The organism is Variovorax sp. Root434 (genome assembly GCF_001426595.1).
In the GTDB taxonomy this organism is placed as follows: Bacteria; Pseudomonadota; Gammaproteobacteria; order Burkholderiales; family Burkholderiaceae_C; genus Variovorax.
This window is the reverse complement of record NZ_LMEK01000022.1, coordinates 296,076-309,755: the sequence shown is the minus strand read 5'-3', so window position 1 is coordinate 309,755 and position 13,680 is coordinate 296,076. Positions and strand designations below refer to the sequence as shown.

Sequence of the window (13,680 nt, the reverse complement as noted above, 5' to 3'; positions counted from 1 at the left end):
TCATGATCGGGTTCCGCGGTGATCCGGGTGCTGCGATCACTTCGCAAGATACGCCTCGACCGCCGGACCCCACAGCCCTTGCTGCACGATCAGCATGTGCCCGTTCGTGCCGGGCTCCAGCGCATAGGTCTCGAAGGTGCCCTTGCCGCCAGCTGCCGTGAAGGCTTCGAAATTCTTCCGGCTGTGCGCCATCGCATAGAAGCTGTCTTTCTCGCCATACAGCCAGAGCGTGGGACGGGGAAAGGCAGCGCCATGCATGAAGCTCACGGGGTTGATCGCATCCGCGGTGTCATTGGGGCACTGGTCGCTCATCCAGCCGCCGACGAAATTGATTGCGCCCTGGAACACGCCGGGTCGGGTGCCGGCATAGGCGATCGCGAGGATGCCGCCGCGCGAGTGGCCGGCGATCTCCATGCGCTTTGTGTCCACGTCGGGGTTCTTCTGCAGCGATGCGACGGCGGCGTCGACATCGGCAAGCGCGTGGTCGGAGCCGGCCAGCGACAGGGCCGGGTCGCAACTGTAGTGCTCGCGCTTGGGGGTGAAGCCTTCGTCATACAGCCCGTCCGACTGGCCACGTCCGCGCCGCTGGGGAAAAGCCACAAGCCAGCCTCGCTGCGTGAACCACCTGGCGAGGCGCTCGGGCGCCCAGGTGTCCTTGAACAGCGCCGGCTTGTTGCCCATGCCGGTGGAGCCGTGGTTGAACACCACCGTGGGAAAGGGCCCCGCGCCTTCGGGCTTGTAGATCACCATCTCCAGCGTGACGGGCGCACCGGCTTCAATGAAGGGCGTGAGCACGCGAACCGTGCTGCGCTCCTGTGCCCAGCAGGATGCCGCGGCGAAGGCGAGCGAGGCGGCAAGGAGAATGAGCTTTTTCATTGGCGTGCACGTCCCTGGTGTTTCGCCGCATTCTGCCCGTGCCGCCTGAAGCCTCTATGCCGACGGCCGCGCCGCCTCCTTCGCGCGCCATCGAACCGCACCACTCGCCAGCACGATCCCCGGCACCACCAACGCCAAAGCCAGCAGCACCGCACCGGTGACCGGCTCGTTCATGCAGGCCGCCGCGCCCAGCGTGGTCAGCACCGGCACCAGCGCCGCCGATAACGAGGCGCGCGGTGCACCCAGCCGCACGACGGCCATCATGTAAACAACCAGCCCGAGCAGTCCCGCGACCACGCCTTGCGTCGCGGCTTGCAGCGCGACATCGGGCCATGGCGCACTGAGCAGCCGCGGCGCGCCGACGGTCGACAGCACAGGCAACAGCAGCAGCGCCGACCATCCGTTCACGAACGCCGCGCCCTGCCACGGCGTGAGCCCGCAGTGCGCGAACGCGAGCGAGTGCACCGCCCACAGCATGGCCGCGGTCAGAAAGAGCAGGTCACCGCGCCAGTCGAGCGAGCCGCCGCGAAAACTCCCCGCGGCAAACAGCGCCATGCCGATGGCAATGCACACCAGCCCGGCAAGCCTGATGCCTTCGACCTTCTGCCCCTTGTGCAGCCACGCGCCGATGGCGGTGAAGAGCGGCAGGCTGCCCGCCATGAAGATGCCCATGTGGCTCGCGGGCGCCCATTGCGCACCGGCCAGCACCAGCAGCCCGAAGGGCAGGCCGCCACCGGCGACGAGCAGCATGAGCGCAACGCGTGAGGCCTTAGGTGCGATGCGCCTCTTCTTGCCGAACCACAGCGGCGCCAGCAACAGGGCAGGAATGCCATAGCGCATCAGCGCCAGCTCCATTGGCCCGAGCGTGGTGGTCACGCCGTGGCGCGAGACGAGTTGCCAGGCGCTGCCGATGACGGCTGCGGCCAGCGCGGCGAGCAGGCCGGCGAAAAGATTGCGATCCATCGCGGCGAGTCTCGCGACCGCGCCGCGCGGTGGCTATCAAATTCGTGCGCTGGCCAACATGCGGCGGGCTTCTCCCATCGTGACGCCCACATCGCGCCGGAACACGGCGCCCAGGTGGCTCTGGCTGCAATAGCCGAGGTCGTGCGCGATGCCCGCGAGGTCGCGGTCGCCATCGGCCAGCCGCTCCATGGCGGCTGCGAGCCGCAGATGCTGCCGGTACTGATGAAGGCTCAAGCCAGTCTGCTGCCGAAAGCTGCGCGCCAGGTGAAACGGCGAGCGCGAGACCGCATCGGCCACATCGCGCATCGAAAGCTTCGCCTCGCAGTCGGCGGTTTCCGCGAGCAGCCGCTTGACGCGTGCGACCGCACCCGTCAACGGCGCCTGCCGGCGCGACGCGCTGAGTTCATCGACCAGCGAAGCGATGGCATCTGCACCCGCATCGCCCGCGCGAAGCTGCCGCTGCGCCGCATGAACGCGGTACAGCGATCGAGGCGACAGAAGGCAGAACACCGGCGCTGCATCCGCGCGAGGCAAGCGGTGCCGGCTGACCACCATGCTGTGCCTGGCCGCGCGTGCCGCGAGCCGCAGCTGATAGACCATCGCGTCGCCGAAGTGCATGGCGGTGAGTCCGTCGACCAGCCATGTGCCATCTCCTGAGCGTACGTCGAGCACGGTGCGGCCTGTCGGGAAAATGATGCGTCGCGATTCGAGGGTGTAGGGCGCGCTCCAGTCGGGCCCCTGCTGCGAATGGGAACGCACGTGCTCGACCGTGAATTCGTGTCCGGTGTAGAGGAGGGTGCGTTCCTGGGGCATGGCGGTATTCTGTGCATGCGCATGTCTGGCGAGCCATCATGCGTTCGTCGGTTGGCGCTCGACTACTTCCCGCCCCAGCGCCAGCGCGGGGGCTCACCCTTGATCCAGCAGACCAAGGTGAGCGCGATGGTCAGGCCCACCAGAGCCGCGAAGAACAGCAGGGGGTGCCGCCCGGGGCGAATGGACAGCACCGCTGTCACAACCAGCACCGCATATGCGGCCATCACCACCCAGCCTTGCCAGCGGATGGGCAGGCCCCAACCCCATCCGTAGCGTTTGGCGGGAAACCAGTAGGACTGCTTCTGCATCGCTTCTCCTTGTGCGGGCTCCATTCTGGCCGCGGGGGCCGTATCAGATGCCGACGAACTCCGCCACGTCGGCCAGCGGCGCGCGTTCGGTCACCAGCGCATCGAGCGGCCGGCTGCGGTTCGCGTAGCCGATGGCCATGCCCGTGAACAGCATGCGTTCGGGCGGCAGCGCGATGAAGCGGCCGACGGTCTGCGGGTAGATCGCCCAGCATTCCTGCGGGCAGCTGTCGAGCCCTTCGCCGCGCAGCAGCAGCATCACGTTCTGCAGCATCATTCCCAGGTCCGACCACTGCGGCGGGCCCATGCGGCGGTCGACGCTGCAGAACAGCGCGAGCGGCGCGCCGAAGAACTGGTAGTTGCGCGCAAACCATTCGCGGCGCGCGGCCTTGTCCTCGCGCGGAATGCCCAGGCGCGCATACATCGCCTCGCCGACGGCGAAGCGGCGGTCGCGGTAGGGCGCGACAAGCTCGCGCGGGTAGATGTCGTACTCGCTGCCTTCGCCGGCAGGTGCCTCCTGCACGCGCGTGCGCATGATCGCCTTGAGTTCGGCAAGCCTTTCGCCGCCCACCACGTGCAGGTGCCAAGGCTGCAGGTTGCCGCCCGAGGGCGCGCGCAGCGCCTGTTCGATCACGCGTCGGATGACGTCGCCGGGCACCGGCGTGTCGAGAAAATCGCGCACCGAGCGGCGGGTGGCGATGGCGTCTTGAACGTTCATGCAAAGGTCCTCTTGAGGGGGATGCTAGGGGCAACCTTCGCGGGTCCTCAATCGTCCGTTTCGACGATGCGTCGCGGCATGGCGCCTGCCTAGCATCGCCCCAGCGTACAGGAGACAAGACCCATGTTCGGATTGATGCAAGACCGCCCGCTGCTGATCTCGTCGCTCATCGACTACGCAGCCACCTTTCATCCGAAAGCCGAAGTCGTCGGCCGCACCGTGGAGGGGCCGGTGCACCGCACCAACTATGCGGAGATACAGCGCCGCGCCAAGCAGGTGGCCAATGCGATGGAGGTGCTGGGCATCGAACCGGGCGACCGCGTCGGCACGCTCGCGTGGAACACCTGGCGGCACCTCGCGCTGTACTTCGGCGTGTCGGGCACGGGCGCGGTGCTGCACACGGTGAACCCGCGGCTCTTTCCGGAGCAGATCGACTACATCGTCAACCACGCCGAAGACAAGGTGCTGTTCTTCGACACCACCTTCGCGCCGCTGGTCGAGAAGCTGGCGCCACAACTCTAGTCGGTGCGCGCCTTCATCGCGATGACCGATCGCGCGCACATGCCCGCTATCGACGTGCCCAACCTGCTGTGCTACGACGAGCTCGTCGGCGCGCAGAGCGAGACCTGCGCATGGCCCGAATTCGACGAGCGCACCGCCTCGTCGCTCTGCTACACCTCGGGCACCACCGGCAACCCGAAGGGCGTGCTGTATTCGCACCGCTCGACCGTGCTGCACTCGCTGATGGAATGCGCGCCGGACACCTTCGGCGTCAACTCGCAGATGACGCTGCTGCTCGCGGTGCCCATGTTCCATGCCAACGCATGGGGCATGCCCTATGCGGCAGCCATGACCGGCATGAAGCTCGTGATGCCCGGCCCGCACATGGACGGCCAGAGCCTGTACGAGCTGATGCGCGACGAGAAGGTCGGCTTCTCGCAGGCCGTGCCCACCATCTGGCTGATGCTGTTCCAGTACTTCGACGCCCATCCTGAAATCGACACCCGCGCCATCGGCCTGAAGCGCATCGGCGTGGGCGGCGCGGCCACGCCACGCAGCATGATCGAGCGCTTCGAGCGCGACTTCGGCGCCGACTTCGTGCAGGGCTGGGGCATGACCGAGACCAGCCCTATCGGCGTGATCGGCAACCTGCTGCCCAAGCACCTGTCGATGCCGAAGGATGAGCAGACGCGCGTGAAGATGCGCCAGGGCCGAGGCGTGTGGGGCGTGGAACTGAAGATCGTCGGCGAGGACGGCCAGCGCCTGCCGCACGACGGCAAGGCCTTCGGCCACCTGCACGTGCGCGGCCCGTGGATCGCGAGCGGTTACTTCAAGGACGAGGGCGGCCCGGTGCTCGATGCCGAAGGCTTCTTCCCGACCGGCGACGTCGCCAACATCGACGAGGACGGCTATGTGCAACTGGTCGATCGCGCGAAGGACGTCATCAAGTCGGGCGGCGAATGGATTTCTTCCATCGAGCTCGAGAACGCCGCGAGCACACACCCGGCCGTGGCCGAGGCGGCCGTGATCGGCATCGCGCACCCGAAGTGGCAGGAGCGACCGCTGCTCATCGTGGTCAGGCGCGCGGGTGTCGAAGTCACTCGCGAGGAACTGCTTACTTTCCTCGCGGAGCGCGTCGTGAAGTGGTGGCTACCGGATGACGTGGCTTTCGTCGACAGCCTGCCGCATACAGCCACCGGCAAGCTGCTGAAGACGAGGCTGCGCGAACAGTTCAAGGGTTACGTCGCGACGACATCTCTTTGACAGTTCGATGACTTGTTCGGGTTTTCTGTGGACAACTCTGTGAGTTGTGGGTGGAGGTGATGAGGCGAAGCGAGAGCTGGCGTGGGTTCCCATCACGTTGCCTGTTGAATAGGCATCGCACTGGCGGGGAAAGGAAAAGGGCGCGGATGCATGCAAAGAGAGACGGGCATGCGAGGGGCGATGCGCGCGGCGTTAGGCATTTCGTACTGATTTGACGAGGAGGGCTCGCGCCGCCGCCTTCGATTGACGGCGGATGCCACTCACCCTGCGTATTCCCGATACCGCGAAACTACTTGGTGCCCCGCGCAAGCTGCGCCCGCCCGAACGGCGTGATGCGCCGGATCACCGCCAGCTCCTGCGGCTCGCTGCCGCTCTTCCACGCCAGCGCGGGGCTGATCGCCGCATCGACGAACCCGGCCTGCTTCAGCGCTTCGATGCAATCGATCTCCCGCGGGTCCTGCACGCGAAGCGGGAATGTCGAGCGTTCGATCATGCGCAGGTAGTCCAGGGGCTCGGGGCCGGTCCTTGCGATCTTCGGTGCGGCCCCGGCCTTGCCGCGGCTGCGCAGGTTGCCGATCTCGGCATGCCCCTCTTCGGTGATGCAGACCACCAGCGCCGCCTGCGCCAGCCTGTAGCTGCCCCCGGTGTCGCAAGCCGGGTCGATGGAGGCCTCGATGAGGCCGGTCGCTTTCAGGACGGAAACGCGTCGCACGTCCTGCGCGTCGGTCACATGCATCGGCAGGCGAGCATGCTCCAACTGGAGAAGGTAACTGAGTGGCACCGAAGATCCCCTGTCTACGATTCCCTCCGCTATCGATGCCGCGTCATGCCGCCCAGCCGAACAGGGACTGCAAGAACTTCCCCTGATTCCTGGACAACTCAAGCGCCCCCGAACAAACCACCCCTCCGGGACGGTGGTGGCCGAGAAGGGTTTGATTGTGAATATTTATTCTTTCCGGCGATTCTTGTGGACTACCCGGGCGGGCGCCATCACCGAAACTGGGTATGCCCATTGGCCAGATGGCGGGCATCTGGGGGCGTCCGCAGCCGGCGCTGCCCGGCTGAGAATCAGGCGCGCCCCACAAGGAAAAAAGCCTTGCAAGTCGTTGACTTGCAAGGCTTTTCCGTCTTGTTGGTGGCTCTTCACGGACTCGAACCGCGGACCTGTGGATTATGATTCCATCGCTCTAACCGACTGAGCTAAAGAGCCGTCAGTGCAGTTTTGCACCGAGCCCAAAATTATAGCCCAGGCTGAGGGCCCAGTTCAACCATCCGCGGGCAACTTGCCCAATTCTTCGGAAACGAGCCTCACGATCAGCTTGTCCAGCGTCTGCACCGAATAGTTGCCGACGTCGTGCACGGTCTGCGTTCCGGGGCCGCTGGCCGGGTTCGCCGCCTCCTTGTAGGTGAGGAACACGAAGCGCCCGCCGGTGTACTGCGCGATCTGGCGCTGGATGTATTCCCCCTGCTGGTCGAGCCCCGAGGCGCCCACGCTGAACACCTTGATGCCCTTGCCCAGCGCGGCGACCATGTCGTCGTCGTATTGCGGGCCGCCGTAGTCGAGGTGCGGCGGCGCATCGGCCAGCAGCACCACGAGGCGGGTGGTGCCGCTGCCGCGCCAGCTCAGCTTGTGAACCGTTTCGTTCAGGGCTTCGTTCATCGCCTCGGGGTAGTCGCCGCCGCCCGCGGCGCGCAGGGCGTCGAGCACGCCCTGGAAGGCGTTCAGGTCATTGGTGAAGTCATGGCGGCGCACCAGGAAGTCGTCGGTGCGGTCGCGGTACGCCACCAGGCCGAAGCAGGTGTCGGGGCGGCTCGGCAGCCTGGCCACCTGGTCGGCGATGGTGCGCAGGGTGGTCTTCAGCTTGGCGATCTCGTCGTCCATCGAGCCGGTGGCGTCGATCAGGAAGACCAGGTCGAGCCGGGCTCGCGCGGGTGCGGCGCCCGGCTTGCCAGGGAGCACGACGTCGACGGCATTCTTCTGGCCGCGCTGCAAGAAGGCGGTGCTCTGGCGGCCGTTCTTGCGCACGGTCACTTCGTACACCTCGCTTCGGGCCTTGTCGAAGGCGTTCGGATGCAGCCAAACGCGCCCGCCCGCGTCGGTGCGCGCCCACATGGCGGCGCCGTTCGCGGCCTGCACGGCCACTTCGGCATCGGGCACGACGGCGCCGCGCGCATCGCGCACCTGGAGCAGGTAGCGCGCGCTGATGTCGCGCTCGCGGTGGACGACCTGGGTGCGGCCGCGGAAGGCCAGGTATTCGCCGAAGTCGGCGTTGTCGTCGACCATGCCGGCGGTGACGGGCTCGCTGGCGGGGCGCGGTGCCTGCGCAGGCGGCTGGATGGCGATGCGCGGAGAGGCAGGTGCGGCAGGCGAGGGCATGACCGAAGCTGCGGGCGGGGCCTCGGCGATCGGCGCGGGCGAGGCGGCCAATGCGCCCGCGGCTTCTGCGCGCGACGGCTTGCGCAGGGCATCCGGCGGCGTGGCCGTGTCGGCGAGCGCGTGTCTTTCCCGCAGGGCGTGCCCTTCGAACTGGGCGTTGCGCTGCAGGCCCGGCGTCTCGTGCGTCTGGATCGGCCGGGCGCAACCGGTGGCCGATGGCGCCTCGAAATTCGGCACGGCAAGCGTTGCCTGCGTGCGGCTGTCGGGCGCGGGCGTTGGCCATCTGACAGGGCCGTCGGCCACGGCCGGGGGCTCGGTGGCGCCGCAGGCCGTCAGGAGCAGTTGGGCGCACAGCAGCACGGCGAGCGGCCGGCGGAAGCGGGGAGCGAAGGCGTGGATCATGGAAGGACTCCGGGTGGTTGGGTGCAGGCTGATACGGCGGGCCGCCGCCAACGGGGTTGAGCCTCGCCGTTTTTTTTTGCCGCCCTGAACCCCGATGCCTTCCGCCGCCCGTACAAGCTCGGGTGAAAATCCGCCGATGTCCGCGCTTCCTCGCGCCCCTTCCGCCAAGAACGCCCCCGAGCGTCAGGCCATGCCCGACGACCAGTTGATGCTGGCCTATGCGCAAGGCGATGCCGCCGCGTTCGACGTGCTCTATGCGCGCCACGAAGGCGGGCTGTTCCGCTTCGTCAAGCGGCTGCTGGGCGCGCGGCTGGCGGCGCAGGCCGACGAGGTGTTCCAGGACACCTGGGTGCGGATCATCTCGGCGCGCGAGAGCTTCTCGCCGCAGGGCGCGACCTGGCGCACCTGGGCCTTCACCATCGCGCACAACCTCGCGATGGACCGGCTGCGCGTGAGCGGGCGCGAAGTGCCGCTCGATGCGCATCCTGACGACGACAGCGATCCCGTCCCCACGCTCGACCGCGGCGTGCGCGGCGCTGTCGATGCGGCCGCGCATCCGTCGGCCGAAGAGCTCGCGTTCTGGCGCGCCGCGGGCCGCCGCCTGCTGGCCTGCCTCGACGAACTGCCGCCCGAGCAGCGCGCCGCGTTCCTGCTGCACCATGAAGACGGCCTGACCGTCGAGGCGCTGGCCGCGAGCCTGGAGATCGGATTCGAGACCGTGCGCAGCCGGCTGCGCTACGGCCTGCAGAAGCTGCGCGCCTGCATGGAGCGCTACCTGTCGGTGCTGGAGCAACGGGCATGAGCGGCAACCACACTGAAATCCACGATGGCCGCGACGACGACCTGCGCGACCCGGCGCTGCGCCGTGCGCTGGACCACGCGCCCGACGGCGAGGCCACGCCCGATCCGCGCACGCGCGACGCGATCCTGAAGATGGCGCACAACCTGGCTGCGGCGCCGGTGTCGACTGCGGGCACGGCCGCCAACGCCGCGAGCGCTCGGCCGTGGTGGCGCCGGCTGTTCGGCAGTGGCGCAGAGCCGCATCCGCGCATGCCGTGGAACGCGGCCTTCGCGACGGTGCTGGTGGCCGCATTCATCACTGTGCTGTGGCGCAGCGAACCAGTGCCCGATGCGCGGCTCGACGGGGAGGCGCGTGTCGGCGGGGCCGCCGCGCCCGCGGCCGAAGCACCTGCCGCTCCTGCAGCGCCTGCACCCGCAACGGCTGCCGCACCTGAACCCGCGGCGGCGCCGCCGGCCGCGGCGAAGCAAGCCCCGCCGGCACCGGCCGCGCCTGCCGCCGAACAGCGTGCCAAGGTGCCGCGCGACGCGGCGCCTGCCAAGGAAGCGACACGCGCCCAGCCATCGCGCAGGGAGGCGGTGCCCGCGCCCACGCTCGTGGCGCCGGCGCCTCCCGCCATCGTCGCCGAGCAGGCCGTACAAGCCCCCGCGCAGGACGAGCGTCGCGAAGAGCGCATGGAAAGCGAACGCCGGCGCGCCTACGCCCCAACACCGGCCGCGCCCGCTCCATCCGTTGCATCGCCGCCGGCCGCCGCCCCGCTCTCCCGCCAGTCGCAGGACGCCTCGGCGCTTGCCAGCCAGAGCGGTGCCAGCGGGCAAGCCTCCGGCGCGTTGCAGGACGCTTCGCCGCGCGCGGCGAAGGCAGCGGCGTCTCGGGTCGACGGGCCGCCGTCCTTCTCCGCGCTGGAGCGCTGGACATCGTTCAGTTCGGACGCCGGCGCGCGGCGTGCGCGGGGCGACGTCGAAGGCTTGCCTGCCCTGGTGGGCACGGTGGCGCGCTCGGCCACCACACCCGATGCACCGCTCGGTGCCCCGGTGGAGGCGCGACTGTCGCTCTATCGCGGCGACACGCTCATCGCCGTGCTCGAAATTGCGGGCGACCAGGTGCGCTGGACGCCGCACCCCGGCGGCACCGCGCTGGTCGGCACGCCGCCGGCTCAAGCGCTCGATGCGCTGCGCGCGCTGCTGGCGCGCTGAACCGGAGGCCCGACCGGGCGATCAGGCGTTCTTGAAGTCCGGTGCGCGCTTGTTCAGGAAGGCGTCCATGCCTTCCTTCTGGTCGGCCGTGGCGAACAGCGCGTGGAACAGACGGCGCTCGAACATCACGCCGTCGCTCAGCCCGCTCTCGAAGGCGCGGTTGACCGATTCCTTGGCCGCCATCACCGAGACCTGCGAGAAGCCGCAGATGATCAGCGCCGCGCCCAGTGCTTCGTCGGCGAGCTTCTCGAAAGGGACCACGCGGCTCACGAGGCCCGCGCGCTCGGCTTCCGCGGCGTCCATCATGCGGGCAGTGAGCACCATGTCCATGGCCTTGCTCTTGCCCACCGCGCGCGGCAGGCGCTGCGTGCCGCCGGCGCCGGGGATCACGCCGATCTTGATCTCGGGCTGGCCGAACTTGGCGTTGTCGGCCGCGATGATGAAGTCGCACATCATCGCCAGCTCGCAGCCACCGCCCAGCGCAAAGCCGGCCACCGCGCCGATCACCGGCTTGCGGATCGAGCGGATGGTTTCCCAGTTGCGCGTGATGTAGTCGCCTTTGTACGTGTCGATGAAGCTGTACTTGGCCATCGCCGCGATGTCGGCGCCGGCCGCGAAGGCGCGCTCGCTGCCCGTGAGGATGATGCAGCCGATGGCATCGTCGGCATCGAAGGCCTTGAGCGCCTGGCCCAGCTCGGTCATGAGCGCGTCGTTCAGCGCATTCAGGGCCTTCGGGCGGTTGAGGGTGATGATGCCGACCTTGCCAGCTTCGGTCCGCACTTCGATGTTTTCGTAGCTCATGGTGTCTCCGGGGGAAGGGAAAAAACGCGTTTCACTATACCCAGCATGGCCCGGAGTTCCCGATGCGGGAACGCCGACCCAGCGCGGGGGGAGGGACAAAGAGGCGAGTTAACTGCCCAGCCAGTTCGCCACCTTGGCGGCGTCGTGCGAGAACAGGCGCCAGGTAGTCGCACCGACGGGCAGCACCAGCGGCAGCCTGATCAGCTTGCGGTCGCGCGCCACGATGGCCGTGCACTTCGTCGCATCGCCCAGGTACAGCGCGAGGTCGTCGAGCTTCGCGATGCGCCAGGCCTGCGCCGGCCGCTGCTGGCCCTTCCTGCCGACGGCGGGCAGCTCGATGCCGATCCACTCGTCGTTCGCGGAAAAACCGGCCTTCTCGGCCGCGCCACCGCGCAGCACCACCTTCACCTGCACGCTGCCATTGGCCTCGGCCACGCGCAGGCCCAGCGCCTGCGCCTGCTGCGAGGGGTCTTCGAGCGTGGCCACGCCGTGCGCGCGCAGCAGCTGCGCGAGCGGGAGATCCTCGGTCGAATGCACCCAGCGCGCGAGTTCCGCCGCATACGAGCGGCCGCTCACAGCCTCGAGCGCGGCGGCAATGTCGGCCTCGCTGATCGGGCCGCCGCCGCTGTGGGTCCACAGGTGGCGCATCACGTCGTCGAGCGTGCCCTTGCCTTCATGGCGCAAGGTGAGGTCGAAGCACAGCGCCACCAGCGCGCCCTTCGTGTAGTAGCTCACCGTGCTGTTGGGCGTCTGCTCGTCCTGTCGGTAGTACTTGACCCAGGCGTCGAAGCTCGCGTCGGCCACCGGCTGCACCAGCCGGCCCGGCGTCTGCATGACCTGGTTGATGGTCTTGTTGAGCAGGCGCAGGTAGGCCGCATCGTCGATGCGCCCGGCGCGGCGCAGCAGCAGGTCGTCGTAGTAGCTGGTGAAGCCCTCGAAGAACCACAGCAGCTGCGTGTAGTTTTCCTGGCTGTAGTCGTAGCGCACGAACTCGGCCGGCCGCATGCGCTTGACGTTCCAGGTGTGGAAGTACTCGTGGCTGATGAGCCCCATCAGCGTGGTGTAGCCATCGGGCTGCTTCTTCTTCTCGCCGCGCTGCGGCAGGTCGCGGCGGTTGCAGATCAGCGCGGTCGAATGGCGGTGTTCGAGCCCGCCGTAGCCGTCGTCGACCGCATTGAGCATGAACACGTAGCGGTCGATCGGCGGCTTCGGCCCGCCGCGCTTGCCGACCTTGTCGCCGTGCCAGAAGCGCATCTCGGCTTCGCAGATGGCCTTGGTGTCGGCGATCAGCTTGTCGCCATCGAACGAGGCCGCGGCACCCGCGATCACGAAGCGGTGCGGCACGCCGCAGGCTTCGAACTCGGCGCTCCAGAAGGCGCCCAGCTCGACGGGGCTGTCGGCCAGTTCGTCGTAGCCCGAGGCCTGGTAGCTGCCGAAGCCTTGCTTGTCGGCCTTCAGCGGCACCAGGGCCGTGGCGCACGACCAGCGTGCGGCGTCATCGGCCAACACGGGTGCGACGATCTCCAGCGCATGCGGCGCCTCGGTCTGGCCTTCGACACGCAGGCACACGCTGGTGCCGTTGAAGAAGCCGCGCTCGGCATCGAGCCAGGCGGTACGCACCGAGTTGTCGTAGGCGCAGACCCGGTAGTGCAGCACCAGCGGCTGCCCGGGCGTGCACTCGACGAGCCAGCTGCATTTGTCGAGCTGCGTGAGTGCCGGCTTGCGTCGGCCCTGCGTGGCGCGCAGGCCCTGCAGGTTCTTGGCGAACTCGCGCACCAGGTAGCTGCCCGGAATCCACACCGGCAGCGACACGCGCTGCTGTGCCGCGGGCGCATCGATGGTGAGCGTGATGTCGAAGAGGTGTGCGTGAAGATCCGCACATTCGACGCGATAGCGCACGCCTGCGGCGCGCTGCGCGGGAGCCTTCGCCGCCATCAGCTGGACGAAGCGGCGAGCTGTTTCTCGACCTGCTCTGCGGGAATGGCGCCGGGCGTGCGGGTGCCGTCGCTGAAGATCAGCGTGGGCGTGCCGGTGATGTTGTACTTGCGGCCGAACTCGACGTTGCGCTGCAGCGCGGTCACGTCGCAGCTGCTGGCCGCGGTGGTGGGTTTGGTGCTGGCTTCCATCCAGTCGCCCCAGGCCTTGCCCTTGTCCTTGCTGCACCAGATGTCGCGCGACTTGACGTTCGAGTCGGGGCCCAGCACGGGGTACAGGAACAGGTACACGGTGACGTTGTCGACCGTCTTCATGTCCTTCTCGAAGCGCTTGCAGTAGCCGCAGTTCGGGTCTTCGAACACCGCGAGCTTGCGCTTGCCGTTGCCGCGCACGATCTTGATCGAGTCCTTCAGCGGCAGCTGGTCGAAGGCGACGGCGCTGAGCTTCTCGACGCGCTCTTCGGTCAGGTTCTTGCGCGATTTCACGTCGATCAGGTTGCCCTGGATCAGGTAGTTGCCCTGCTCGTCGGTGTAGAAGATCTGCGCGCCGTTCACGCGCACTTCGTAGACGCCCGGGATCGGCGACTTCGAGACTTCGTCGATCGCCGGGAACTGCGGAATGCGCGCCGGCAGGTTCTTGCGGATCTCGGCTTCGCCGGCGGTGGCGGCCACGACCGCGCCCAGCGTGCAGGCGGCGAGTAGGAGGTTGCGTACGAGTGTCATCGGGAGATC

General features: G+C 68.2%; 12 protein-coding genes, 1 tRNA gene and 1 pseudogene. 3 read left to right on the top strand and 11 right to left on the bottom strand.

The window, feature by feature from the left end; genetic code table 11:
• Positions 1-36: 36 nt before the first annotated feature.
• The 5 genes from ASD05_RS18940 to ASD05_RS18920 form a co-directional block, all read right to left on the bottom strand.
• The gene (locus tag ASD05_RS18940; RefSeq protein WP_056595492.1) at positions 37-876 is read right to left on the bottom strand and encodes an alpha/beta hydrolase family protein; all 840 of its coding nucleotides are present in this window, start codon (positions 874-876) and stop codon (positions 37-39) included.
• A gap of 54 nt (positions 877-930) precedes the next feature.
• A complete protein-coding gene (locus ASD05_RS18935; protein WP_056595489.1) occupies positions 931-1,839 on the bottom strand; it encodes a DMT family transporter in 909 nt (302 codons plus the stop codon).
• A gap of 36 nt (positions 1,840-1,875) precedes the next feature.
• A complete protein-coding gene (locus ASD05_RS18930) occupies positions 1,876-2,652 on the bottom strand; it encodes a helix-turn-helix domain-containing protein (RefSeq protein WP_056595486.1) in 777 nt (258 codons plus the stop codon).
• Between the two features lie 62 nt (positions 2,653-2,714).
• Entirely contained in the window at positions 2,715-2,960 is a 246-nt protein-coding gene (locus ASD05_RS18925) for a hypothetical protein (protein WP_056595483.1), read from the bottom strand.
• A 43-nt stretch (positions 2,961-3,003) separates the two neighbouring features.
• The gene (locus tag ASD05_RS18920) at positions 3,004-3,675 is read right to left on the bottom strand and encodes a nitroreductase (protein WP_056595480.1); all 672 of its coding nucleotides are present in this window, start codon (positions 3,673-3,675) and stop codon (positions 3,004-3,006) included.
• Positions 3,676-3,798: 123 nt separating this feature from the next.
• On the opposite strand from ASD05_RS18920, the pseudogene ASD05_RS18915 reads away from it, so the two are divergent.
• A pseudogene (locus tag ASD05_RS18915) lies at positions 3,799-5,439 on the top strand (3-(methylthio)propionyl-CoA ligase).
• Positions 5,440-5,728: 289 nt separating this feature from the next.
• Here ASD05_RS18915 and ASD05_RS18910 read toward each other — a convergent pair.
• The 3 genes from ASD05_RS18910 to ASD05_RS18900 form a co-directional block, all read right to left on the bottom strand.
• On the bottom strand, positions 5,729-6,175 hold the full coding sequence (locus tag ASD05_RS18910; protein ID WP_056595477.1) for a hypothetical protein: 447 nt from the start codon (positions 6,173-6,175) through the stop codon (positions 5,729-5,731).
• A gap of 397 nt (positions 6,176-6,572) precedes the next feature.
• Positions 6,573-6,649, bottom strand: a tRNA-Met gene (locus ASD05_RS18905).
• A 54-nt stretch (positions 6,650-6,703) separates the two neighbouring features.
• The gene (locus tag ASD05_RS18900) at positions 6,704-8,218 is read right to left on the bottom strand and encodes a VWA domain-containing protein (protein ID WP_056595474.1); all 1,515 of its coding nucleotides are present in this window, start codon (positions 8,216-8,218) and stop codon (positions 6,704-6,706) included.
• 136 nt (positions 8,219-8,354) lie between these two features.
• Between ASD05_RS18900 and ASD05_RS18895 the strand changes: the two genes are divergently transcribed.
• Positions 8,355-9,020, top strand: coding sequence for a sigma-70 family RNA polymerase sigma factor (locus tag ASD05_RS18895; RefSeq protein ID WP_056595471.1), 666 nt, complete (start codon positions 8,355-8,357; stop codon positions 9,018-9,020).
• Positions 9,017-10,213: a hypothetical protein gene (locus ASD05_RS30505; RefSeq protein WP_200955457.1), complete on the top strand. Its 1,197-nt coding sequence runs from the start codon at positions 9,017-9,019 to the stop codon at positions 10,211-10,213. Before ASD05_RS18895 ends, ASD05_RS30505 begins: the two co-directional genes overlap by 4 nt.
• Positions 10,214-10,234: 21 nt before the next feature.
• On the opposite strand, the gene ASD05_RS18885 is transcribed toward ASD05_RS30505, so the two are convergent.
• From ASD05_RS18885 to ASD05_RS18875, 3 genes are all read right to left on the bottom strand, one after another.
• The gene (locus ASD05_RS18885) at positions 10,235-11,014 is read right to left on the bottom strand and encodes an enoyl-CoA hydratase (protein ID WP_056595470.1); all 780 of its coding nucleotides are present in this window, start codon (positions 11,012-11,014) and stop codon (positions 10,235-10,237) included.
• Positions 11,015-11,122: 108 nt separating this feature from the next.
• Entirely contained in the window at positions 11,123-12,949 is a 1,827-nt protein-coding gene (locus tag ASD05_RS18880; RefSeq protein WP_056595468.1) for a M61 family metallopeptidase, read from the bottom strand.
• Positions 12,949-13,671, bottom strand: a complete 723-nt coding sequence (locus ASD05_RS18875; RefSeq protein WP_056595465.1) for a DsbC family protein — start codon at positions 13,669-13,671, stop codon at positions 12,949-12,951. Before ASD05_RS18875 ends, ASD05_RS18880 begins: the two co-directional genes overlap by 1 nt.
• Positions 13,672-13,680: the final 9 nt, after the last annotated feature.